Origin of the sequence: Serratia sp. (in: enterobacteria), from assembly GCF_051654945.1 — a bacterium.
GTDB lineage: Bacteria > Pseudomonadota > Gammaproteobacteria > Enterobacterales > Enterobacteriaceae > Chania.
In genome coordinates this window covers 529,245-554,804 of sequence record NZ_JBOFZA010000072.1, presented here as the reverse complement: position 1 = coordinate 554,804, position 25,560 = coordinate 529,245, and the positions used below count along the sequence as shown (strand labels likewise).

The window sequence follows — 25,560 nt, the reverse complement described above, 5'->3', positions numbered from 1 at the left end:
CCATGCCGACCAAGAATCGAGTGATTTGGCGCGAAGGCCTGTTCATTAAGCCACAACACTTTCAACAGCAACAAAGACATAACGACTATCAGTTACAGCGCCGGGTCACCGCGCTGACCAACTACACCTATGGCTTCCATTCGTTGCTGATCAATCAGGAACTGCTGAAGCTGGGGCGTATCGGCCTGACCAACGCCAGCGGTTGTACGGCCGACGGTACGGTGTTTGATATCCCTTATCAGGATCGAGCGCCCAAGCCGTTGGACGTTCTGAACTGTAACGATGCCGCCAGCCGCGATATCTATCTGGCGTTGCCGATGCTTAACGACACTATCAATGAGGTGGCCAGCGAGCACAGCCAGATGCCTGGAGCGATCCGCTACGCCGAACATACCGATGACGTGCGTGATTTGCATACCGACGGTGGCGATGTCAGCCAGTTGCTGTTGGCCCAGTTGGCGCCGCGTTTGATGCAGGGGTCCGAAGATCTCAGCGCCTATTCCGTGCTGCCGGTCTGCCGTATCAAAGAGAAGCATCCTGACGGTTCGCTGATCCTGGATGAAGAGTTTATTCCTACCTGTACCACCCTGCATGCCTCCGTCCAGTTGAAAGGCTTTATGGATGAGATTGAGGGAACGTTGGTCGAGCGTGCCCGTTTGCTGGCCAAGCGTATTGGTTCACCGGGGCAGCAGGGGATTGCCGACGTAGCCGAATTTATGATGCTGCAGGTGTTTAACCGGGTGCAACCTCTGTTCACCCATCTGTCCCATCAGGCGGTGCTTCACCCGCAAGATTTTTATAGCCACCTGGTGCAAGCCTGCGGCGAACTGCGCACGTTCACCGATGAGTCACGGCTGGCAGGCAGCTTTATTGTCTATAACCACGATAACCTGACCGATTGCTTCCAGCCGCTGTTCCTGGCGATGCGCCAAACGCTCAGCACGGTACTGACACCGCGAGCCATCTCGGTACAGTTGCATCCACAGCCCAACGGCATTCGTGTGGGGACGATCAACGACAGCGATCTGTTGCGCAGCGCCGACTTTGTGCTGGCCGTCCGGGCGCAGATCCCGCAGGAAGAGCTGCGGCGGAAATTCGTGCAGCAAACCAAGATCACCTCACTGGAGAAAATTCGCGAATTGGTCAGCCTGCAATTGCCTGGTGTGCCGCTGGTGGCGCTCTCTGCCGCACCGCGTCAACTGCCTTACCATTCCGGTTACACCTACTTCATGTTGGATCGACAAAGCCCGACCTGGAAAGAGGTCCTGCAAAGCAACGCGATTGCCTTCCACGTTTCGGGCGACTTCCCAGAGCTGGATATGCAGTTCTGGGCGATTAGGAGCAGCTAATGAAAATGCATGCCGTTACGGATAACCCAGCGCTGCCTGAAACGGAAACCGTCACCGCGTATCGGCAATATCAGCTCCCGCTGCGCGGCGAGAGCCTGAATGCGATGGTGGATGCCGCCACGCCGTTGCTCGGTATGGTACTGCGCTTAAAGGACATGGAAAACCAACCGCTGCCGGACCAGCTTTACCAGCAGGTGGTCACGGATATCCGCGCCATTGAGCAGTTCCTGCAAACCAAAGGTTATGAGCCGGGGGCGATCGTTTCATTCCGCTATATGCTTTGCACCTTTATTGATGAAACGGCATTGGGGCACGGCTGGAATACGCAGAATGGCTGGTTACAGCAGTCGTTGCTGGTGCATTTCCATAATGAAACCTGGGGCGGAGAGAAGGTTTACGTACTGCTGGAGCGCCTGCTGGGTGAACCCAAGCGCTATCAGGATCTGCTGGAGTTCATCTACCTGTGTTTCTGCCTGGGCTATCGCGGCCGCTACAAGGTGACGCTGCAAAACACCGAAGATTTTGAACGGCTGTTTCGCCGTTTGCATCACCAACTGATCCAGTTGCGCGGTGAAGTGCCACCGACCGTGCTGCACCAGAAGCAGAGCCGTCTCGGCAGCCGCTATTACCTGAGTAAGCGCTTGACCATCAAGCATGTGTTGTGGGGGGGCTTAGGCCTGTTGGCGGTGATTTACCTGTTTTATGCCATCCACCTGCATAACCAGACTCAGGATATTTTGCAGCAGCTAAACAATTTATTGAGCTAGGAAGCACAGATGATTCAAATTGACTTGCCCACGCTGGTAAACCGCCTTAATCCTATCGCCCGCCATGCCCTGGAAGCGGCGGCGGCACACTGTGTCAGTCAGCAGGAAGCTGAGATTACGGTTGCCCAGGTATTGATGCAGCTGATCGCCACCCCGTTAAGCGACGTCAGGTTAATCCTCAACCACGCAGGTGTGGCAACGGATGAGCTGCGGGAGTTGCTTGACCAGCGCATTTCCGGCTATCAGTCGGTCACGCAGGCTTACCCCAGTTTCTCCCCGCTGCTGGTGGAGTGGTTGCAGGATAGCTGGCTGTTGGCCTCCACGGAGATGGAGCACGGCCAACTGCGCGGCGGGGTGATGCTGTTGACCCTGCTGCTGAGTCCATTACGCTACCTGACTCCGGCGGCCAGCCGCCTGTTATCCCCGGTTAACCGCGAACTGCTGCGCCAGAACTTTGCTGACTGGACGGCGGATTCGGCGGAAGCGCCACAGGTGGCCAAGGCGGGCGATAACACCACCGCTGCCGCCGCCAATGGCGAAAGCCTGCTGGCGCGCTATGCCAGCAACATGACCGAACAGGCCCGCAAAGGCACCTTGGATCCGGTGCTGTGCCGCGATGAGGAAATCGACCTGATGATCGATATCCTGTGCCGCCGCCGCAAGAACAACCCGATCGTGGTGGGCGAGGCCGGCGTGGGTAAAAGCGCCTTAATCGAAGGCCTGGCGCTGCGCATCGTGGACGGCCAGGTGCCGGAAAAACTGTGCAACAGCGAACTGATGACGCTCGATCTCGGCGCGTTGCAGGCCGGTGCTGCGGTCAAAGGCGAGTTCGAAAAGCGCTTCAAAGGGATCATGGCGGAAGTTGCCCAGTCGGCCACGCCGATCATCCTGTTTATTGATGAAGCCCATACGCTGATCGGCGCGGGTAATCAGCAGGGTGGCCTGGATATTTCCAACCTGCTGAAACCGGCGTTGGCGCGCGGTGAACTGAAAACCATCGCTGCTACCACCTGGAGTGAATACAAAAAGTATTTTGAGAAAGACGCCGCGCTGTCGCGCCGTTTCCAATTGGTGAAAGTCTCGGAGCCGAGTGCCGAAGAAGCGACGGTGATCATGCGTGGCTTGCGCACCATCTATGAACAGGCGCATGGCGTACTGATCGACGACGAGGCGCTACAGGCCTCTGCGGTGCTCAGCGATCGCTATCTCTCAGGTCGTCAACTGCCGGACAAGGCGATCGACGTACTGGATACCGCCGCCGCGCGGGTGGCGATCAACCTGACTTCAGCACCGCGCCAGGTTTCGGCACTGAAAACCCAGTTGCACCAGCAGGCGATGGAAATCCAGATGCTGGAACGTGAGCAGCGCCTCAACCTCAGCCAGCCGGATGAGCGTTTATCCGTGTTGCAGCTACAGCGCGCAGAGATCGAACAGCAGCTCGACGCCCTCAACGCCAGTTGGCAAACCCAACAGCAGCTGGTGCAGCAGATTATCGCCCTGCGGGCAGAGTTACTGACGCAGGAAGAGAATGCGACGGAGCAACAGGCTACCCATCTGGCGGCGCTGGGTGCCGAGCTGGAGCAGTTGCAGCAGCATCAGACGCTGGTTTCCCCGCACGTGGATAAACACCAGATCGCGGCGGTGATCGCCGAGTGGACCGGCGTACCGTTAAACCGCCTGTCGCAGAGTGAACTGGCGGTAGTCACCGAGCTGCCGACGTATCTTGGCGAACAGATCAAAGGCCAGGAAACCGCCATCCACTGCCTGCATCAGCATCTGCTGACCGCCAGGGCCGACCTGCGTCGTCCTGGCCGCCCAATGGGTGCCTTCCTGCTGGTGGGGCCAAGCGGCGTCGGTAAAACCGAGACGGTATTGCAGATCTCCGAGCTGTTGTACGGTGGCCGCCATTATCTCACCACCATCAACATGTCTGAGTTCCAGGAAAAACACACCGTTTCGCGCCTGATCGGTTCACCGCCGGGCTACGTAGGCTATGGCGAAGGCGGCGTGTTGACCGAGGCTATCCGTCAAAAACCGTATTCGGTGGTGCTGCTCGATGAGGTGGAAAAAGCCCATCCCGACGTGCTTAACCTGTTCTATCAGGCGTTCGACAAGGGTGAACTGGCCGATGGCGAAGGCCGCATCATCGACTGTAAAAACGTGGTGTTCTTCCTGACGTCCAACCTTGGTTATCAGACCATTGTCGATCACGCCGCACAGCCGGAACTGCTGGGTGAATTGCTCTACCCCGAACTCGCGGCTTTCTTCAAACCCGCCCTGTTGGCGCGTATGGAAGTGGTGCCGTACCTGCCGCTCGGCAAGGACACGCTGCAAACCATCATCCACGGCAAACTCAAACGCCTGGATAACCTGCTGCGCCAGCGCTTTAACGCCGAAGTGGTGATTGAACCTGAGGTGATCGAGGAGATCCTGCTGCGCGCCACCCGTGCAGAGAACGGCGCACGCATGCTGGAGTCGATTATCGACGGCGCGCTGTTGCCACCGGTTTCCTTACTGCTGTTGCAAAAAATGGCGGCAGGCGCGGCGATTAGCCATATCCGTATCGCCACGGAGGGAAATGCGTTCATCGCACAGGTCGAGGAGGCGCTATGAGGCAACGGCTGAAATGCTTACTGGCTCTGCTGGAAAACGATTCGGTCGAACAATTGGTGCATGGCTTTCTGACGCTGGATCACCACCGTCACGGTTTCGACGGTTTGATGGTGGCGATGTTCAACGCCAGCGAAGGGCAGTTGGAGTGTCTCCGCCTGTCCGATGCCAACCGGCGCGCCACGGTGAAACTGGAAGCCGATATCGAAGACACCAACCATCCATTGGTGCGGGTGCTGCGTAACGGTGCGCCCGAGGTCTGGTACGCGCTCGATCGCGGAGTGCGCATCGAAGATGACGGCTTTCGCGGCTTTATAGAGGCGTTGCCGAACGGTTGCAGCATGTATGGCGTGCCGCTGTTTGATTTTCAGGAGCGGGCCTGTGGGGTGATTGCGGTGTTTGCCGCAGATATCGAACGCTTCGTCGACAGCCGCGGCATGTTTGCCATCTATTGCCAGGTTTTTCAGCATCGTCTCAACAAGTTGCAAGAGATGGATCATCTGCGTTCGCAGCTGGTCCAGCTGCGGTCGATGTTCAAGGTGCGTGAAAAACAGCTGGATGAGCTGATGGTTTCGCTGAGTACCGCCGACGTCTCTACCTCGCCGGAGCTTTCACGCGATTACAGCAAGATAGATAACCTGTCTACCGCGGTGGAGGCTTTTGAAGCCGCGGTACTGACGCAGCGCCAGCGTCTGTACGGCAATGACAAAAACCGCATCGCTGACAGCCTGGGGATCACGACGCGCACCCTGGGTTACAAGTTGGCGAAATACAGGTGTTAGCTATGAATACGTGGTTATTGATCGGTTCGTTACTGGTTTCTGGCAGCCATTCTGCCACCGAGTGGCTAAGTAGCCTGGCGCTGTCACAGCCCGAAGGGGATGCGCATACGTTGGCGCGGGTATTGAGCTGCCGTAGTGAAAACTCGCCGCTGCTGCGTCTGGACTGCTATGACAACGCGTTGTCAGCGGGCAGTGGCAGTGCCAACAGCGGCCAGTACCAGGCCGGGCCAGCCTGGCAAAGAGCCATGGCGCAGGAAAAGGGCCGCCGCGATCATTCGACGGCGTTTCTCGTCAGCGTTGGGCAGGGCAATAACCCGCAGGTGGTGTTGACCACGCCAGCGCTGGGAATGCAGCCACCGCGGCCGGTGCTGATGCTGAGCTGCATCGACAACATCACCCGCTTGCAGATCGCCCTGGTCGGCCCGCAAAAAGACGGAGCGGTAACGCTAACGGCGGATAACGACCGGTTTAACGTGCAGTGGTTCCTGCGTGAAAACGGCTATCTGCTGGAGTCCAGCCGGGGCCTGGCTGGGATTGATGAAATCAAACGGTTGATGTCGGCACAGACGCTGACGATCGACGGGACAAACGGCGGGTTTCCCCGCCTGACATTTAATATTTCGCAGTTAACGCCGGCGCTAAAACCGCTGCGTAACGCCTGTCATTGGTGAGGACTATGGATAGCACGTCACAACATCCCTGGCATGCATTATTGCTGGCCCCGCTGACGCCCGAGCAGACCGCAAAGGCGTTGGCCGACGACGATCCGCAATGGGAGCATATCGACAGCCAGATGGTCAAGGTGGGTTCACTGACCCACAGCTCACTGAATATCGAGGATCTGCAACAACAGGCGATGTCTCTGCTGTCGCAAAAAAGCAAAGACTTCCGTTTGGTGGCGCACCTGCTGCGTACTTTGCAGCACGGCGGCCAACCGGGCGAGCTGATCCTGGCGGTCTCCTTGCTGACCGATTACGTGAAGCATTTCTGGACCAGCGCCTGGCCGCTGAACCCGCTGCATAAACGTCGCTTTGCCCAGCAGATCCTCAAGCGCTTTGATAGCGCCAGCGACAGCTTTAGCCAACGTGCGACGGATGACCAACGCCAGGAAGTGCAAGGTTTGCTGGCGCGTCTGGCCCAGGTTTGGCATAGCGATGAACCGGCACTGGCCAAAGATGTGGATAGCCTGCGCGTCAGCTATGCGCGGTTGCCGACCCGCACCGTTGAGCCGGTGATCCAGGAGGAAGAACATCCGCAGTCCAATGCGGGTTCTGCACCATCAGCCAGAACGATCAGCCCTAGCCTGAGCATTGATAGTTCCAGTGATAAAGCCTGGCGGCAGACGCTGCTGAAAATGGCGGATTTGCTGTGCGAACTGCACCCCGACGTGGCTATTGGTTTCCGTCTGCGTCGCCATGCCCTGTGGGGTAGTTTGAGTGCACCGCCGATCGCGCAGGCCGATGGGCGCACGCCGCTGGCGGCCTTTTCTGTCGATCGCATGGCCGATTACCTGGGGCGAGTCGCTACGGCGGATCTGGCCTTGTGGCAGCAGGTGGAGCAGAGCCTGGCGCTGGCGCCGTACTGGTTGGATGGTCATGCGCTTTCGGCGCAGATCGCCATTCGGCTCGGGTACACCGAGGTTGCACAGGCCATCCGCGATGAGCTGATCGCCTTTATCGCGCGGATGCCGGCATTAACCACGCTCTGCTTTACCGATATGACGCCATTCCTCTCCCCAGAGTCTGCCAACTGGTTACAGCAGGATACGGGTGCGAAAGGGGGAGGTAACACAATTGAACAGGATGAAATTTGGCAATGCTATCAACAGCAAGGACTGGAAGCCGCGTTACAGATGATCGATCGACAATCACAGCAGGCCGCACCCAGGGATCGTTTTTATCTGCAATTGCTCAGTGCCCAACTGCTCGAAAAAGCGGGCATGACGACGCTGGCGCAGCAGCATTATCACGGCCTGCTGCAAGTGGGCCAGCAGATACAGCTGAGCGAATGGGAACCCACGTTGATCGCCTTGCTGGCCGACAAACAGCGGCAGCTCAAGCCGTGATGGCCAGGGAAGGAAACAGGAGCGTTAAACTATGAGATTGCCCTCTTTTATTCAGTTTGCACGGCCAGCCATGCCGCGTATCAAAGCCTCGGTGCCGGTGGTATTGGCGCTGCTGGCCTGCATGGGCCTGATTTGGGTATGGGTTTACGGGCCGGAATGGAAGCTGAAGGACTACCAGCCGTTTGAGCCTTTGCTGAGCCGTTGGCTGGTGACCGCGTTGGTGGTGCTGCTGGCCGTTTGCTGGCTTACCCTCAAGATGGTGCGGCGTCTGCAACAGCTGGAAAAATTGCAGTTGCAGGCCAAAACGCAGGTCGACGATCCGATCCTGGCCGATATCGCGCAGCAGAACCAGTATCTGAGCGTCTGGAAGCAACAGCTGCAACGCCGTTTGAACACCCCGGCTTATCTCTATCGCCTGCCTTGGTACATGGTGATCGGCACCCGTAACAGCGGTAAGAGTACCCTGATCAAAGAAGGCTATAAGATCACCGAAATCGCCAATCCGGAGCTGACCAGCGTGGAAGACGCCGGTCAGCTGCATGTGCGCTGCTGGCTGGGTGAGCAGGCGGTATTGATCGATCCGGCGGGAGAACTGATCGAACAGCCGACGCTGTCGATCGTAGGCAAAGCGGCACTCAATAGCCGCCTGTGGCAAAGCTTGCTGGCCTGGCTGGTTGAACAGCGCAAACGCCAGCCGCTGAACGGCCTGATCCTGACCGTCGATCTGCATCAACTGCTGACGGCGAACAAGGCCCAGCGCGAAAACATCATAGCCAGCCTCCATCAGCGTTTGCAGGATGTGCATCTGGCGCTGCATAGCCAGATACCGCTGTACGTGGTGTTTACCAAAATGGACCTGCTGTACGGATTCGAAGCGATGTACCAGACGCTGGACAAGGCGCAGCGCGAAGCGGTGCTTGGCGTGACGTTCAGCCTGAATACTGCCGATCCGGAGGTGTGGCGTAAGGAGCTGCAGGAGTTCTGGCAGCATTGGATCGCGCAACTTAACGCGGCGATGCCGGACATGATGCTCAACAGCGTCGATGCCGGGCAACGCAGCCAACTGTTCAGCTTTACCCGCCAGATGCAGGGGCTGCAAGAGTATGTGGTGCAACTGCTCGATGGCGTGCTCTACAGCGGCGACCATGCGCAAACCCTGCTACGCGGTGTCTACCTGACCTCTGCCCAGCAGCGTGGCCAGATGGATGACGTATTCACCCAGTCCGCAGCCGTACAGTATCATCTTGCGCCGCAGGCCTTCCCCACCTGGCCGGTGGCCGATACCGCGCCGTACTTCACCAAAGAGCTGTTTAACCAGGTGCTGTTGGCAGAGCCGAATCTGGCAGGTGAAAACGGCCTCTGGTTGCGGGATTCCAAAAAACGCCTGATGGTCTTCTCCTGTGTCGCCGCCGTAGTGGCGGCGACGCTGTGGGGCTGCTGGCATTACTACTATCAGAGCAACTACCGTGCTGGGCAAGAAGTGCTGGCCCAGGCCAAGACCTTCCTGTCGATCCCGACGCCGAAGGGTGACGATCGCTTTGGCAACCTGCAATTGCCGCTGCTCAATCCGATCCGTGACGCCACGCTGGCTTATGGTAACTACCATGAACGTAACAGCCTGCTGGCGGATATGGGGCTGTATCAAGGCAGCAACATTGGGCCTTACGTGGAAAGTACCTACCTGCAATTGCTGCAACAGCGCTATGTCCCCGCGTTGATGAGCGGCCTGCTGGAACAGCTGAATGCCGCACCGCCGGGCAGCGAGGAGAAACTCGAAATCCTGCGCGTGATGCGCATGCTGGAAGACGGCAGCGGCCGCAATATTGCGCTGGTGGAACAGTATATGGGCGATCGCTGGAGCCAGCAGTTTAACGGCCAGCGCGAGCTGCAACAGCAGCTGATGGGCCATCTTGACTATGCGTTGAAGCATACCGACTGGCATGCCGCGCGGGAAAGTGGCGATCAGGTGGCCATCAAGAGCTTTGTCCCTTATCTCCAGCCGATCAAAGCGGCCCAGCGTGAGCTGAGCAAGCTGTCGATCTATCAGCGGGTTTACCAGAACCTGCGGATCAAGGCGCAGGATGCGCTGCCACCGGCGCTGAACCTGCGTGACCAGATCGGAGCCAGCTTTGACGATGTGTTTGTCTCCAGCAACGATCGCCTGTTGGTGGTTCCGCAGTTCCTGACGCGTAACGGTTTGCAAAGCTACTTCGTCAAGCAGGATGACCAGTTGGTCGATCTGACGGTGATGGACAGCTGGGTGCTGAATCTCACCAAAAATGTCGAGTATAGCGAGGCGGATCGTAAAGAGATCCAGCGGCAGGTGACCGAGCAGTATATCGGTGACTATACCGCCACCTGGCGTGCGGCGATGAACAACCTGTCGGTTGGCGAGTTTGAAGATCTGCCGCAGGCCATCAGTGCTATTGAACAGGTGATCAGCGGCGAGCAGCCTTTCCGCCGTGCTTTACAAACGCTGAGCGATAACACGCGTCTGCCAGAACTGCCTGCCGCGTTGCAGGGCAAAGAACGCCAGGAGCTGTTGCAGAAATCCGATTATCAACTGCTGGGCCGCATCAACCGCGAGTTCGCGCCGGAAACCGGTGCGCTGGTGGAAAATGGTGACAAGGGCAGCGTGCTGCAAAGCGTCTACCAGAAACTGACCGAACTGCACCGTTACCTGCTGGCGATCCAGAACTCACCGGCACCGGGTAAAGCGGCCATGAAGGCGGTGCAGCTGCGTCTGGATCAAAACAGCAGCGACCCGATCTTTGAAGTGCAGCAACTGGCGAAAAACCTGCCGGAGCCGCTGAACCGCTGGGTGGGCGACTTGGCCGATCAGGCCTGGCGCGTGGTGATGATGGAAGCGATCCAATCGCTGGAAGTCGAGTGGAACGATACGGTAGTGAAACAGTATCAGACCTATCTGGCGGGCCGTTATCCGTTCGATCCTAAATCGCAGCAGGACGTCCCGCTGAGCGAGTTTGAGCGCTTCTTCGGGCCGAAGGGCACCCTCGACAGCTTCTATCAGCAGAACCTGAAACCGTTTGTGGACAACAACCTGAGCAGCGGCAACGACGGTCAACTGTTGATCCGCCCGGATGTGCTGCAACAGCTGGCACAGGCCCAGAAGATCCGCGACACCTTCTTCTCGGCGCAAAACGGTCTGGGCAGTCAGTTCGCCATCGAACCGGTGTTGCTGAGCGGCAACAAGCGCCGCAGCGTACTGAACCTGGACGGACAACTACTGGACTACGCCCATGGCCGCAGCAACATGGTGCATCTGGTTTGGCCTAACTCCATGCGCGCCGGGGTAGAAAGCAAGGTCACGCTGGTGCCGGATGAAAACGGCAAGTCACCGCGCTCCCTCAGCTTCAGCGGCCCTTGGGCCCAACTGCGGCTGATCAATGCCGGTGAGTTGACCAACGTCGGGACCAACTCGTTCGACGTCCGTTTCAAGGTGGACGGCGGCGAGATGACTTACCGCATCCATGTGGACGAGTCCGATAACCCGTTCGCTGGCGGTCTGTTCAGCAAGTTCTCCCTGCCAGACACGCTGTATTAATCGTTGTTATCTCGTCTCTCTGCCTCGTTTGGCAGAGAGACGCCTTAAGGATGAGTCCGCATGAGCGACGCCTCAGAAAATATCATTATTCAAACCGGTGGCGACCCGCGCCAGTGGCCGGAATTCAGCGCTATTCGTGAAGAGATCAACAAGATCAACCATCCGGCACGGCCAGAGGTTAACTGGCGCCTGATTGAGTCCCTGGCGCTGACGTTGTTCCGCACCAACGGGGTCGATCTGCAAACCACGGCTTATTACGCCCTGGCGCGTACGCAAAAGCACGGGCTGGCCGGGTTCACCGAAAGCTGTGAGCTGCTGGCCGGCATGGTGGTTAGCCAGTGGGATCGGCTGTGGCCAGAACAGCAGCAGGCCCGCTCGGAAATATTGGAATGGTTCAACGCCCGCGTCGGTAACCAACTGCGCCAGCATGAGTTCGTCATTGACGATCTGCGGCTGATATACCGCGCCGAGCGGGCGCTGCAACTGCTGTGCGACAAACTGCAACAGGTCGAACTCAAGCGCGTGCCGCGTATTGAAAACCTGCTGTACCTGATGCAGAACACCGCCAAACGGCTTGAGGCCGCCCATGAAGCGGCCAAACAGCCGCCAGCGCAACCGTTGAAGATGCCGCCGATGGTGTATCTCTCGGTACCGGAAACGGAGCCGATCCGCACGGTGTTCACCGAGCCCAAACCGGCAGCGGGGGAAGCGCCGCCGCGTTACGAAGAACCCGTAGTGAGACCGCAGCCACCAGAAGAGGCGCCGTTGCCGAATGTGGAAGTGCGTTTTAACGCCGCGCCGCCGGCTGCTCCCGTGGCCACCAAACGTGCCTCGGCAGGATGGGGTTGGGGATTTGGCAGTGGCGTACTGTGCAGCCTGCTGGTTGCCGGAGCGGCTTACCTGATACAGGTCAAACCCCTGCAAGAGCGCCTGGCCGGGTTGGCCGCAACCCCGGAAGCTGCGGTGCAGCTGTGGCTGACTCAGCCTACGCTGGACGGCTATGGCCAGCAACTGAGCACCCTGGAAAACCTCTCGCCGTTGGCCGGTTTGCGTACCGCCGACGCGTCGATCGCGCTGGCCAATCAACTGTGGCCGACGGATCCGGAGCAGATCGCCCAAAGCCAGCGTTGGCAGCGGTTGTTGCAGGCGCGGCTTGGCAGTGAACGGGCCGATAGCAGCTATTACCAGGTGCAACAGCGCTTGCAGGCGCTGTCGGACAAGTTGCTCGAACAGGAACAGACGCGCGGTAGCCTGACGCTCTCATATCTGAAAACGCAGGTTTATCAGATGCAAAACGAATTGAACCGTGAAACGCCGTTGGAAGAGCTGCTACGGCAACTCGCCGTTTCGGTGGATCGGCAGCAGCCCGCGTCACCGTTGCTGCTCAAACAGATAGACGAACGTTGGAATGCATTGCTCAGTCGTTATCACCAATTAACACAGCAGGTAGCGCCTGCCCGTTAACCTCCAGGAAGGAATAGATATGTTTGCTGATGATAAGAAAAACGGCCTTAAGGGCGGTGTGCAGCCGAAGAACATTGTGGCCTCACAGACGCCGTCGGTAAGTGGCGATCAGGTGGCGGATATGGTGGGCAGCGCAGCTGGCGCTATTGGCGGCAAGGCGGGCAAGGTGGCGGCGAAGGCTGCCAATGTTGCCAAACAGGCGGAGTCGATGGCCGGTATCGCGAAGAAGGCGGTGAACGTATTCACCGACAGTAGCGCAGCGGGCATGGTGCCCCCCGCAGGCGTGAAGCCGATGAATATTGTCAGCGGCGGTGGCGCTGCGGGCATCGCTTCAGCCGCAGGTGTGAAGCCAATGAACATTGTCAGCAGCGGTAGTGCGGCAGGCATGGCGTCCTCCGCAGGCGTGAAACCGATGAACTTTGCCGGTGGGGGTAGCGCCGGTTCCCTGGCCTCATCCGCTGCCGGTGCCCTGATGGGCGGCGCGCAGCCGAGTGGTTTACAGTTCACGCTCACGGCGGTGGGTTTGCCACCGCAGACCTTTGTGGTAGCGGACTTCAGTCTGACCGAGATGCTCTCTTCCCCCTTTGTGCTGAACGTGGGCCTGGCCAGTGCCGATCCGGCGATCGATTTTTCCGCGGTGCTGGATGAGGATGCCACGCTGTTCGTCTGGCGTGAGGGCGTGCTGCAACGCAGCATCACCGGCATGGTGGCCAGCTTTGAACAGGGCGATACCGGTTTACACCAGACCCGTTACAGCATGGTGATCCGCCCGGCGCTGTGGCGTACCACCCTGCGGCGCAACTCGCGTATCTTCCAGCAAAAGACCATTGAAGACATCATCACCACCTTGCTGAAAGAAAACGGCATCACCGACGTGGCCTTTGGCTTGCGCTATCCGCACCCGGCGCGCGAGTTTTGCGTGCAGTATCAGGAGTCGGATTTTGACTTTATCCAGCGCCTGGCCGCCGAAGAGGGGATTTTCTACTACTTCGAATTCACCGAAGGCAAAAACACCGTAGTGTATGCCGATGATGTGGGCACGATGCCGCAGGGCGTGACGCTGCCGTACAATCCGGGTGTAGCCTCTCAAGCGTTGGAACTGTGCGTCACCACCTTCACCCGCAGTGCGCAGGTGCGAACCGCCATGGTGCAACTGAAGGATTACACCTTCAAGGATCCGCAGTGGCGGGGGACGTTCGACAAACAGGCCAATGAACTGCAAAACCAGCGCCCGGACTACGAACACTTCGATTTCCCTGGGCGTTTCAAAGACGAAAAGCACGGCAAGGATTTCACCCGCTATCGTCTGGAAGCGCTGCGTAACGATGCCAACCTGGGGCAAGGGCAGAGTAATGATTTTGCCCTGCATCCGGGCAAGTTGTTTACCTTGACCAGTCACCCGCGTGGGGATTTGAACCACCAGTGGCAAGTGCTGAGTGTTGCCCATAGCGGCAGCCAACCGCAGGCGCTGGAGCAAGAGTCCGCTGGGCAAGGCACGACGCTGAGCAACCAGTTTACCTTTATCCCGCATACCCAGACCTGGCGGCCTTCGCCGATGAGCAAACCGGCCATGGACGGCCCGCAGATCGCGATGGTGGTGGGGCCCGCCGGGGAAGAAATCTACTGTGATGAGTTCGGTCGTATCCGCCTGCAATTCCTGTGGGACCGCTACGGGGAAAGTAACGACAACAGCTCGTGCTGGATCCGCGTGACGCAGCCGTGGGCGGGGCAGGGCTGGGGGATGTTGGCCATTCCGCGTATTGGCCAGGAAGTGGTAGTGGATTTCCTGCATGGAGATCCGGACCAACCGATCGTCACCGGGCGTACCTATCACGCCAACAACATCCCGCCGGGATCGCTGCCGGCCAGTAAAACCCAGATGGCGTTCCGCTCCAAGACCCATAAGGGCGAGGGGTTTAACGAACTGCGGTTCGAGGATGCGAAGGGGGGGGAGGGGCTGCATCTGCATGCTCAGCGGGATATGAGTACGACAGTGCTTAATGACAAAACGACTACGGTTAAAGGGATACATGTTGAGACTGTCACTAAAGATCAGCGACTTACTGTGAGCGGCAGCAAAATTGAGACAGTTGTCAAATCTCGTACCACCCGCGTCCATGAAGCAGAGACGCTTATCGTCAAGAATAACATCGCTATCATCTCGCAGGGTGGCAGCATCGTTATTGGAGTTGGCTCAGGGGAGTCGTTATTAGGTTCAATCACTATAGATAAAGCCGGAAATATCGTTATTGACGGTAAGTCGATCGTGATCACTGGCAGCGCAGGGATCAATCTTAATTAAGGAAAAAGTATGTACGTTATAAACGAAGGAACGCTCGAAATGCCAGAAAACTGGCAGGATGAAACCATGAACGCGCTGATTGCGCAGGATAACAGTGGCCTGAACATTGTTATTACACGCCTGACCCTGCCATTTGCTACGGATAGAGAAGCGTTTTACCAGCAAACTATCAGTCAGTTCCGAGATAACTTGAAGAAATATCAAGAGAATGACTATCGCATCATTACATTAGCGGATGAACCGGCTCATTTGTTGGATTACCGTTGGCAGAGTCCTGAAGGCAAAATAGATCAGGTTGCTGTGATGCAAATTAGAGGTAATCAATTGATTACTTTTACGTTGTCATCATCAAAAGGAATGAGCGCGGGACAAAAGGAGCGGATGTTGGCCTATATATTGACGTTCAAGCCACATGCGCAAGACCTGATTACGGAAAATCAACGCTAAGGAACAGGTATGGCATCTTCAAGCGGATCATTACCGGCAGGTGCGGTTGCTGGAGCAGCGGCTGGTGCAAGGAAATCTGGGCCTCCAGCAGCCAGGCTGGGTGACGTTATCAAGCATAAAAGCTTTTGGGGAGCACTGGCCGGTGCCGTACTCGGAGCTTTAGTCAATATTGCCAGTGGTTTTGCCATTTTGGGCGCTATTGCCCTTGCACCTGCAACCGGGGGAGCAAGCCTGTTGGCTATTCCATTGGTCATTGGTGCCAACATAGCAACAAGTGATTATGTTGAGGAGAAACAGCAGCAATTGACTGACTGCGTCGACGATCTCTTTGACAATGATGGAGCGATCAATACTGGTTCATCCAATGTACTTATCAATGGAAAACCAGCGGCAAGAGCAGGGGCAAAACAGCCCCCACCGAGTGTAGACATCAGTATTGCTGGTGACATAGGGCCAGAAACTGAAGAGCCTGAGGAACACTCCTGGACGGACATGGCTGTGGCTGTCTTTGACAAGAGCGTTGATGCGGGGACGCGGATACTCAATGCGCCGTCCAAAGCCATAGATACCGTTATGAATGGGAACGCTTCGGTAGCTGATAGGTTAACCGCCGGGGCAGGGCTGCTGATGTTTCCCGTTGGTTCGATGATTGGTGAAGTGGCCGAGATGGTCGGTGGTCATGGCGAAACCAAGAAGAACAGCGACTGGCCTGAGGCTGAAGGTGATACCGCTATCTGTAGCAAAGAAAGTAAGCCCCCGCGCATTGCTCAGGGCAGTGATTCCGTCATGATCAACGGACAGCCTGCCGCCCGTAAGGGAGATAAGATGGAATGCAGTGCTGTGATCAAAAGCGGTTCTGAAAACGTCTTTATTGGAGGTCAACAGGTCACCTACCTGGATATTGCTGCTGATTTCCCGCCATGGATGCGACAAATTTTAGGGGCAGTGACTATCGCGGGTTATATCCTGCCGCCGGCCAGCGCTGTGGGTAAATTAGGTAATTTATTTAAGGGATTAAGCGTTCTTAAAGGTTCACGTCTGGGAGCTATGCTGGCCAAGGGCGGGGGAATGATCTCCAAGGGGCTATCCAAGGCGAAAAACGGGGTAAAGGGCGTTGGGCGCTTTATCCAAAGAATCCTGGACCCTGTTGATGCGGCGACTGGGCAGTTTATTGAACAACGAGACGACATCGTTTTGGGTCAAACCCTTTCTTTGAATCTCTATCGTACGCATCTAACAGGAGAAAATGGCCACGGGATCTTAGGAAAAGGCTGGTACGATAGTTTTAATGAAAGTGCGCAAATCAGTGAAGAGGGTGAACGTGTTGATATCACCACCGGAGAAGGACAGTTATTGTCTTTCCAGTTCGCACCCGGCGAGATGATGACATTCAATCCTTACTGTGCTGGCTTTGTCTTATGCCGCCATTCAGGGGGATTCGAACTCTTCGATATTACAACACGTGAAAGTCGGCATTTTCATCTGAATGAGAGCGTTGAAACGCTGGTTAGCCATAATTGTGTCCTGATGTTGGGGGCTATCACAGATCCCTACAATAATCGTATTGTTTTTACCCGTGATGATTCTGGCCGTGCGACTCAGGTAAAACATAGCGATGGTATTACCCTGATACTCTATTATCACCCAAATGGGTATCTAAGTGAGGTGGTGAGAGAAGGTGAAGCAGACCCCCTGGTGCGTTACACTCAGGACAATCATGGCCAGCTGATTGCAGTTGATGCGCGCCAGTTTTACCATCTTTATTATGATTATGATGCCGCTGGACGCATTGTGCGCTGGTCTGATAATGATAAGACGTGGGCCGCCTTTACCTACGATGAACATAATCGGTGTATCGCTATTCAAGGCGCTGAAGATTATTACAACAGCGCACTGAGTTATTCGGAAGACGCGACACGCGTGACCACCGACAGAGGTGTGACAGTTTACTGGCGTGATGCCGCCTATAATATCACTGGGATAGAAACGCCAAATGGTCAGCTAACGCGCTTTGTGTTTGATGAGTATTACAACTTGCTTGAGCGTATTTCTCCACAAGGGCGAGTCCAACAGTTTACCTACCTGCCAGGCACCAACTTCCTTACCTCCTACATTGACGAAGCAGGACAGGTGTGGAGCTATACTTACACGGGGGCGGGACTGGTAGATACCATCACCAATCCGCTTGGGCAAGTGTCAAAAATGACCTACACCGCGCAGGGGCGACTGGAAAAACAAGAAAGCCCCCATGGGGAGGAAGTCCGGTTGGAATACAATCCGGCGGGGTTGATAAAAGCCATCCATTATGCGGACAAAAGCCAGCAACGTTTGGACTATGACGAACATTATCGCCTGGATACGGTAGTGGACGAAATGTCGCGTACAACTCGCATTACTTACAATCAACACGACTTGCCGGAGAGCGTCCAACTCCCCAACCACAGCCACTACCTGTTCTCATGGCAACGCTATGGCCAGTTGGCCGAAACCACAAAGCCGAATTTCAGCCGTGAAGGCTATGGCTATGATCGTCATGGCAACCTTACGCATTATATCGATGCCTCCGGAGTTGAGTGGCGGATGGAATACGGTGCTTTTGACCTGATGAGCGCCCGTGTTGATGGAGAAGGCAACCGCTGGCAGTACCTTTACGACAAAGACACTCAACAACTGATTGAGGTAATCAACCCTCAGCGGGAAAGCTATCGCTATACGTTGGATGCCTGCGCCCGGGTAGTAAAAGAAGAGGATTATGCCGGAGCAGCATGGCACTACCGTTATGACGAAGATGGTAACTGCATAGAAAAGCGGGATATGCTTAACCATGTCACCCATTATGAATGGGATGTTTGTTCGCGCTTGACGCGGATAATCACGGAGGAAGGAGAGACACGCTACCGTTATGACCTGCTCGGGCAAGTTGTCAGTATTCAGGGGCCAGATAACGGCGAACTGACATTCAGTTACGATGAGCGTGGCCGGTTAACACAAAAGACGCAAAATGGTCGAATAATCCAGCATGAATATCAGGAAAATAACACCCTGATAAGGCACATCCAGCCTCCTGAGGGGGAGGCTGGCGAAGTATTGAGTACACGCTTTGTGGTGAATGCTGCCGGTGAGTTGATCAAGATAGACTTACCCGCTGGCCAGGGTTTGGTGATAAGTCAGGATGAGCTAGGCAACGAAACCCTGCGTCGTAGTGAGGCCGGTTTTTTACTGAGCCAAAGCTACGATGATATGGGGATGTTGGTACGGCAGCGTGCGGGTTACAACGCGCGGATATTCAGTGCCGAAGAAATGAGTGATTTACCGGAACCTTCATTGGCCGGGCTTGACCGCGACTATGTTTACGATGCAGCCCTGAATCTGATAGCCGCGAATGATGATGTAGAGCGATTGAGATATGTGGTGAATGGTAATCATCAGGTGGTCTCGGTAAGTCAGGGTCGGGAACTGCGTGAACACTATCATTATGATGCCAGCGGATATACCACGCAGCGCAAGGTCGACATGCGGCAGCAAATTGCCCATGAGGATATTTACGGGCGGGGGCACCGCCTGGTAAATCTGGGCAATCGCTGGTTTGAGTATGATGCAGCAGGCAGGATGACGGCACGTAGGGAACAGCGGGAAGGTTATCGACCCGAGTATACCCGCTTCCAGTGGAACAGCCAGAACCAGTTGGTTGGCCTGATGAATGCTGCCGGTGAGCGTTGGGAGTATGTGTACGACGTACTGGGTCGCCGAGTCAGTAAAGCGTGTGGGCTGCGGGGACTGCGGACAACCTACCTGTGGGACGGGGACGCCATTGCGGAGATCCGGGAATATCGCCACGGGGAGTTGCAAAGAGTACGGCATTGGGTATTTAATGGCTGGCAGTTGCTGGCGCAGCAGGAATGGCGAGCACAAGCAACCGGTGAATCCCCCGAGTGGCAGACGCATTTTGCTGTGTGCTCTCCAACTGGGCAGCCACTGGCGCTCTTTAACCCGGCTGGAAAACAGGAATGGCGGCAAGGCCCGAAATCTTTGTGGGGAATGCCGCTGGGTAATCGTGGTGGGCGCAATCTTCATCTGGAACCGGGGCTGGGGTTTGCAGGGCAGTTGCTGGATGAAGAGAGTGGTCTAAGCTATAACCGGTTCAGGTATTATGATCCCGAAGCAGGATGTTATCTGACGCCGGACCCGATAGGGCTGGCGGGGGGAATGAATACATATGGATACGTATACAATCCTAACGAAAGCATTGATCCTTTTGGGCTGGCTGGGTGTGCTCGAGCGTTAGGCCGCGCGATGATAAAGGCTAATAAAAATTTGGCGCAAGCAGAAGGTTACATGGCCAGAGCGTGGAATAAAGTAAAAGGCTCGGCTGCTCATCACATAGTTGCGTGGGATGATCCTCGTGCTGAAGTTGCAAGAAAAATTCTTGGGAAACATGATATACATATAGATTCTGCTGCGAATGGGATATTTTTAAAACATATGGATCCAAAATCTATACAACCTGGAGCCTATCATCGAATTATTCATACAGATAAGTATTATAGGGACGTAGTTACAAGATTAACATCTGCCGATAAATTAGGTGGAAAACAAGGGGTTCTTGACGAACTTCGAGCAATAAGTGATGATTTGCTTTTCAACAAAAAAATTTGGTAAGGATCTTGTTCATGAAGATTTTTTTAATAGAACCTGACACTGAAAGTTATAAGTTTTATGTCTTGGATGCACAGGATCCTTTAGCTGACAAGATACTTTCATTTGAAGGTCAATCATTAATAAACTCGTGGAAACCATTTCGCGTTAACATTTTTGATGGGAAGACAAAATCAGAAAGGAATCGTAGAGAAGATTTTAATGCATCATGTTTCGATGTTGGGTTATTGTATGTTACCCCTGACCTGTCTGAGGAAATAGTTGAAATAACGAAATATGCTGAAAGTCTAAAAATAATAACAGATAACCATCGTAATTTTAATTACATAAATATCACAAGGAAAATACCATCTCTTTTATATAATGATAGGAATGAAATAAAAGACATGTATCGCAGTGAAAAATATAAGTTCATTAAAGATAATGTTCTTAATGAGATGATATTTAGAGATGAGATTCTATCGTCAAACTACTTTGTGACGGAAAGGTTTGTAGATAATCTGAAATGTGATATTAGAGGGATCCTCTTTAAAGAGGTTGGTGAGGTTTAAAATATATTGGCGTCCATTGGACACTGACTTAAACCGTAAAGATCCTTTTTGGATCTTTACGGCTTTTATCTACTTGTTGTTACGCCAACACATTATCCCGTTGTACTTGAATCACTACTTTGCCAGGTATCACCCTGATCGCCAGCAGTTGTCCGGTAAGGCCGCGCGGTGTCAGCTAGTCCCCTGCAAGAGGGATTATCGCCTAGTAGTGTTTTAGATACTGCTTTAGGTGGGCAGGTCGGTGATCGATTACAGGCGCATCATGTTATTCCTGTAGATACTTGGAAAACACACGAAAGTTTCCTTAACTCTATTGGAATGGGTGGTTCTAGGGATTCTGTTGGGAATGGTATCCATATTCCTGGAAGTCAGGCCGCTTATAAAGAGGGCCTTGGAAAAGGTATGGCAGTGTTCCACCGTTCGAAGCATGATAATTACTCCGGAATTGTTTCAGATGAAATATCTTTAATAAAAGACAGATTTAATGCAAAAGAGTTGACAGCAAAAGAGGCGAGAATTGAAGTGAAAAAACTTCAGATGGATTTGAAACGCCGTCTCTGGAGTGGTGATGTGCCAAAAACAAAATGTGGAAGAGTTTATTAATCGGAGTCTGGCGATGAGTAAATTATATTTATTAATGAATAATTACAATGAAACAGAGCGCTACTTAAAAGGTGTTTTTGATATAAGAAAAACATACCCAGTTAAGGCTTCAAAATATGATTTTCCTTATTATATTGAGGATGAAAGCTGCCCGGATGATGTTTTTTTAAATCTAGAAGAAGATAAGGAAATATCTTTCGATTATAGAAAGGAGCAGGGGCATATTTTTTCGAGTGCTTTTTGGGGAGTTATCTCCAAGTTTAGGATGCCCAACAGATATATAAAAGATTTATCCATTTGTTGCGGTGGTGAGAGTGTGTCTGCGGATAAGAAGTATAAATATGTATTTTTCCCGCCTCACGACTTCATTAATTACAAAGAGTCTATTTTATTGGATGTTACTCGTGGTTCATTAGTACCTAATAAAATAATTTTCAATGAGAATTCATTAAGTGATTATGATGTATTTCAACTTAGCTCTAAAGTTGTTATCGGTCTAAGATTGGTTATTAATGAAGATGTTAAATTATCTATAGAAAAAAATGGCTTTACGGGATTTAAAATCGTCCCTCTAGAACAGGCACTTTCTGAGTATTGCAAAGATTATTATTTTGAACCCAATAGGGTTTTAAAGAAAGTGAAGGCTAAATTGCCTTGATTCAACAATGATCTAATTTTAAATCTAACCTGAAAAGATTCCTTAAGGATCTTTTCAGGCTTTTTATCTGTCATTATATTAACATGCGCCTAATAACCATCTTGTAGGGTATCACCGTGTTTCTACCAAGTACTCGCCTAATAAAGACTGTTCTGTGCCAGCTAAGTTACAGTCTGCTGTTATTCTGTATCCAATCTTTTCTTAATTAGGTAATGCTCCATGCTTCAATCAGTCTGTGCCTACTTTACTATTTTATATTTTATGAATTGCCATTTTAATAATAAAGGCGGTTGTATATGGATAAAGATAAAGTTTTAGAAGAGTTAAAACGCATAGAGTTGAGTAGATGTATTAAATTACCAGATGCGTATAGGAAATTTTTATCTGAGGAAATACAAGATAAGGAAATTTATGAGATAGAAAATAAGCAAGGTGGCTCTGTTTATATATTTAATTATCTGGATGTTGTTGAGAGAAATGAAACGCATACAATACAAGATGTTGAACCGGACTATTTTTTAATAGGACTAGATGGTGATCTTGGATATTTTATTTGCTCAAAAGATAATAGTGATAAAATTTATAGTTTAGATCTTGGTGCTCTTGGTAGTCTAGATATGGATGAGGAAGCAAAAGATCTATATGATTTACGAGCATGATTTTTATTAAGATATATCTATAGTTTGGTCGGGAGGATCTCCCCTAGATCTTCCCGGCTATTTTTATCTGTTACTACGCCAATATATTACCCTGCTGTCCCTGAATCACCACCTTACCAGGCATCACGCTGAGCGCTAGCGGTTGCCCGGTCAGACCGCACTGTGTCAACCAGTCTTCTGCCAGATACAACTCGCCGTTATGCCGTATCCAGTCCATACTAATATTAGGATCTGCGTCCACTTCAAATAATAGCCGTTGGATCTCTACGTCATCAGATATCAGGCTTATTATCAATCCATCTTAGTATGGCTCTATTTTAAATACAGCCCCCGCCAAAAATCCCGCCTTAGTAATATCCTCGCCATCGATAATCATCTCAGGAATAAACCTGCCCGTGGTTGCCTGTATACTATGCGTTCCGTTCATACGCTTCCCTCTGCCTGAATAATCAATCTTCCCTGTTCAATATTTACCGTGACTGGCTGGCCGGTTAAAAACCCCAGTTCTTCCAGCCAATAACCCTTGATAAGCAGCTGTGGCGCAGGCTTCTTGATACCTCGGTTGGGCGAATAGCCCAGGGTGTAATGGCTTGTTGTCTTGGGTGCTTTATTTACGGTGGTGCCTGACTTAGAATCGCTCTTAGCCATGATAACTACCTCAGATAGTTGTTGTGGTGAGCGGCGTTGGTGTGTTGGTAGCGCATCAGCGCCGCGCTTGCGGGTGACCAATTACCGTAAACGGACGGCGATTGCCTTTATGGTGGAAGCTGAAACGGTAAATGTGTTAGGTATCTACTACGGTGGGCAAGATTATGAAAACTCCTTGCTGTCGGAAGAAGAATGGCGGGCTGTGAGATATCATGCCTTTCTGTATAGCCATTGGGGTCTTGATCCGCTCACTGCCCATTTCCCCCTCAATGAGAAGACAGCTCATACTTCTTTATCTTGCGATACAGCGTCGCGATACCTATCCCCAGCTTTTCCGCCGCCACCTTCTTGTTGGCGTGTTGACTCAGTGCCTCCTCAATCATCAGCTTCTCCATACTTTCCAAACCCGCCATATCATGACTTTCACAGTTTTCCGTTACTCGCTGTATTGCAGCGGGTGTACGTACTTCCAGCGGTTGCCCACGGGTCAAATTGGGCGGCAGCAAATAGGTATCGATAATCTCGCCGCTTGGCACTACGTTGACCAGGTATTCCATCAGATTGCTCAGTTCGCGCACGTTACCGGGCCAGCGGTGCCGCCGTAGCAGCTCAAGCACCTCTGCCGAGATGCCGGGATAGATAATGCCGATCCTCTTGGTGTGCAAACTGAGGAAGTAGTGCACCAGCAGTTCGATATCGCCTTCGCGCTCGCGCAGCGGTGGCAGGGTGATAGGGATAACGTTCAGGCGGTAATAGAGGTCTTCACGGAACTTGCCTTCGGCGATGTATTGTTCCAGGTTCTGATTGGTGGCGGAGATAATGCGGATATCGACCGGGATCGGCTTGCTGGAGCCGATCGGCAACACCTCACGGGATTCCACCGTACGCAGCAGTTTGGCCTGCAACATTAACGGCATATCGCCGATCTCATCCAGGAATAGCGTCCCCTGATTAGCCGCCTGGATCAACCCCACCTTGCCATTGGCTGAAGCGCCGGTAAATGCGCCTTTCAGATAACCAAACAGTTCACTCTCCAGCAGTTGATCGGGAATGGCGGCACAGTTAATGGCGATAAAGGGTTTATCGCTGCGCTTGCTTAGCCGGTGGATCGCCCGCGCCACCACCTCTTTGCCGGTGCCACTTTCGCCCACCACCAACACGCTGGATGGGCTGGGGGCAATACGGGTAATCAAACTCTTCAGCAGACGCATCGGTTTGCTTTCCCCCGCTAAATGTTCAATACGTGGGTCTTGCTGGCTCAGCGTGTCGTTAAATGACGAATGAGACTGATGGAAAGCCATCAGGAATAATTGGTGATCCTGGATCTGGTGCAGCTGGCCAATCATAATCTCCTGATTATCATCAAAGGAGAGAATATGTTGCAGATGCCCGCTGGTATAATTTTGCCGGAAGGTGAGGGCGCGGATAGTAAAGGTTTTGCCGATGATATTTTCCTGCGGCATATTGAGCTGTTTTAAGGCCATCATATTGGCAAACTTGACCTGGCTCTTTTCATTAAGGATTAATACCCCCTGATCCATATTTTCAATCAGGCTGAAAAGCACTTTATTTAAGCCACTGCTGCCACCTTGCGTCTCCAATAAGTTGGAAACAAAGACGTTGGAGATATTGCGTACGTAATCCGAGAACTCTTGCAGGTTATCCCGTAGCCTTTGTTGTTGTTCCAGGGTGAAGGCCACCAGGCTGATCACGCCGATGCAGGCGTCCTGGAACAGGATTGGAATACCGAGGAAAGCCTTCTCCTGGCACTCATCTTTGCTGGTGCATCCTTCGCACACCGGATCGAAACGCGAATGGGTGACTATTTTTTCATTTTTAGTATCAAGTACATACTTCAGCAGCCACGAGTTGCTACCCAGCTTGACCCCAAAATGTTTGCCATAGGGGCCAGTGCCTGCCACGCGTACCAGGTTGGCATCGACAATCTCCACCTCCAGCAGTAGCACGCTGGAGAGCATTTTGGTAAAGCGCAAAATGGTCGGTTGGATCTGCATAAGAGCCGACTGGGCAGTGGCCGATGCTATCATCACGCGTCTCCGGTTATCGTTATTGAAAAAGAAACGATAATACACTACCGCCAGATATAATTTGATAGCCATCAAGCTAATCCCACAGAGAATAGAGATTATGCAGTTAGCATCACAGTTTATTATCAAAATGATACTGCGGGCTAATTGCTATCATTTTGGGTCGAGAGAAAGGCTGATAATTATAATCGCTGGCTTATCGCCGGTGGCCATTATCGTTTGTCAGTCACGTCTTTACCGTAAATTGCCGTTTAACCGCACTCAAAACTGCAAAATATGTGATCGCCATCATGTTGTTGGGCTGTTTTATGTCACAAAACTTAACTTCCCCGTTGTTGGCACGCTTATTGATTGTCCTGTGGTCAGGCGCTGAAAAGCGTATTTGT

General features: G+C 53.2%; 18 protein-coding genes. 15 read left to right on the top strand and 3 right to left on the bottom strand.

Annotated features, from left to right (window positions below):
• Positions 1 to 2 precede the first annotated feature (2 nt).
• From tssK to ACRDCA_RS13060, 15 genes are all read left to right on the top strand, one after another.
• Positions 3 to 1,349, top strand: a complete 1,347-nt coding sequence (gene tssK / locus ACRDCA_RS13130; RefSeq protein ID WP_438689906.1) for a type VI secretion system baseplate subunit TssK — start codon at positions 3 to 5, stop codon at positions 1,347 to 1,349.
• Entirely contained in the window at positions 1,349 to 2,116 is a 768-nt protein-coding gene (gene icmH, locus ACRDCA_RS13125) for a type IVB secretion system protein IcmH/DotU (protein WP_438689905.1), read from the top strand. Before tssK ends, icmH begins: the two co-directional genes overlap by 1 nt.
• Before the next feature lie 9 nt (positions 2,117 to 2,125).
• Complete coding sequence (tssH, locus tag ACRDCA_RS13120) at positions 2,126 to 4,729, top strand: type VI secretion system ATPase TssH (RefSeq protein ID WP_438689904.1); 2,604 nt, start codon at positions 2,126 to 2,128, stop codon at positions 4,727 to 4,729.
• Positions 4,726 to 5,508, top strand: a complete 783-nt coding sequence (locus tag ACRDCA_RS13115) for a helix-turn-helix domain-containing protein (RefSeq protein WP_438689903.1) — start codon at positions 4,726 to 4,728, stop codon at positions 5,506 to 5,508. The genes tssH and ACRDCA_RS13115 overlap by 4 nt, the downstream gene beginning before the upstream one ends.
• A 2-nt stretch (positions 5,509 to 5,510) precedes the next feature.
• On the top strand, positions 5,511 to 6,179 hold the full coding sequence (gene vasI / locus ACRDCA_RS13110) for a type VI secretion system-associated protein VasI (protein ID WP_438689902.1): 669 nt from the start codon (positions 5,511 to 5,513) through the stop codon (positions 6,177 to 6,179).
• Positions 6,180 to 6,184: 5 nt separating this feature from the next.
• Complete coding sequence (tssA, locus tag ACRDCA_RS13105; protein WP_438689901.1) at positions 6,185 to 7,573, top strand: type VI secretion system protein TssA; 1,389 nt, start codon at positions 6,185 to 6,187, stop codon at positions 7,571 to 7,573.
• A gap of 31 nt (positions 7,574 to 7,604) precedes the next feature.
• On the top strand, positions 7,605 to 11,138 hold the full coding sequence (gene tssM / locus ACRDCA_RS13100; RefSeq protein ID WP_438689900.1) for a type VI secretion system membrane subunit TssM: 3,534 nt from the start codon (positions 7,605 to 7,607) through the stop codon (positions 11,136 to 11,138).
• 60 nt (positions 11,139 to 11,198) lie between these two features.
• Positions 11,199 to 12,602, top strand: coding sequence for a VasL domain-containing protein (locus ACRDCA_RS13095; protein WP_438689899.1), 1,404 nt, complete (start codon positions 11,199 to 11,201; stop codon positions 12,600 to 12,602).
• A 385-nt stretch (positions 12,603 to 12,987) separates the two neighbouring features.
• A complete protein-coding gene (locus tag ACRDCA_RS13090; RefSeq protein WP_438690153.1) occupies positions 12,988 to 14,904 on the top strand; it encodes a type VI secretion system Vgr family protein in 1,917 nt (638 codons plus the stop codon).
• A gap of 9 nt (positions 14,905 to 14,913) precedes the next feature.
• The gene (locus ACRDCA_RS13085) at positions 14,914 to 15,351 is read left to right on the top strand and encodes a DcrB-related protein (protein WP_438689898.1); all 438 of its coding nucleotides are present in this window, start codon (positions 14,914 to 14,916) and stop codon (positions 15,349 to 15,351) included.
• Positions 15,352 to 15,360: 9 nt separating this feature from the next.
• Positions 15,361 to 20,010, top strand: coding sequence for an RHS repeat-associated core domain-containing protein (locus ACRDCA_RS13080; protein WP_438689897.1), 4,650 nt, complete (start codon positions 15,361 to 15,363; stop codon positions 20,008 to 20,010).
• A gap of 11 nt (positions 20,011 to 20,021) precedes the next feature.
• Positions 20,022 to 20,558: a hypothetical protein gene (locus ACRDCA_RS13075; protein ID WP_438689896.1), complete on the top strand. Its 537-nt coding sequence runs from the start codon at positions 20,022 to 20,024 to the stop codon at positions 20,556 to 20,558.
• Positions 20,559 to 20,726: 168 nt separating this feature from the next.
• Complete coding sequence (locus ACRDCA_RS13070; RefSeq protein ID WP_438689895.1) at positions 20,727 to 21,161, top strand: AHH domain-containing protein; 435 nt, start codon at positions 20,727 to 20,729, stop codon at positions 21,159 to 21,161.
• The gene (locus ACRDCA_RS13065; protein ID WP_438689894.1) at positions 21,127 to 21,819 is read left to right on the top strand and encodes an Imm43 family immunity protein; all 693 of its coding nucleotides are present in this window, start codon (positions 21,127 to 21,129) and stop codon (positions 21,817 to 21,819) included. Before ACRDCA_RS13070 ends, ACRDCA_RS13065 begins: the two co-directional genes overlap by 35 nt.
• Before the next feature lie 296 nt (positions 21,820 to 22,115).
• Positions 22,116 to 22,478 carry an SMI1/KNR4 family protein gene (locus tag ACRDCA_RS13060; protein ID WP_438689893.1) on the top strand — a complete coding sequence of 121 codons (363 nt, stop codon included), beginning with the start codon at positions 22,116 to 22,118 and terminating at the stop codon, positions 22,476 to 22,478.
• Between the two features lie 73 nt (positions 22,479 to 22,551).
• Here the strand turns inward: ACRDCA_RS13060 and ACRDCA_RS13055 are convergent, their stop codons facing one another.
• The 3 genes from ACRDCA_RS13055 to ACRDCA_RS13045 all read right to left on the bottom strand — a co-directional run bounded on the left by ACRDCA_RS13055 (position 22,552) and on the right by ACRDCA_RS13045 (position 25,141).
• Positions 22,552 to 22,695, bottom strand: coding sequence for a SymE family type I addiction module toxin (locus tag ACRDCA_RS13055; protein WP_438689892.1), 144 nt, complete (start codon positions 22,693 to 22,695; stop codon positions 22,552 to 22,554).
• Positions 22,696 to 22,901: 206 nt separating this feature from the next.
• Positions 22,902 to 23,126: a SymE family type I addiction module toxin gene (locus ACRDCA_RS13050; protein WP_438689891.1), complete on the bottom strand. Its 225-nt coding sequence runs from the start codon at positions 23,124 to 23,126 to the stop codon at positions 22,902 to 22,904.
• Between the two features lie 266 nt (positions 23,127 to 23,392).
• Positions 23,393 to 25,141 carry a sigma-54 interaction domain-containing protein gene (locus ACRDCA_RS13045; protein ID WP_438690152.1) on the bottom strand — a complete coding sequence of 583 codons (1,749 nt, stop codon included), beginning with the start codon at positions 25,139 to 25,141 and terminating at the stop codon, positions 23,393 to 23,395.
• Between the last annotated feature and the right edge of the window lie 419 nt (positions 25,142 to 25,560).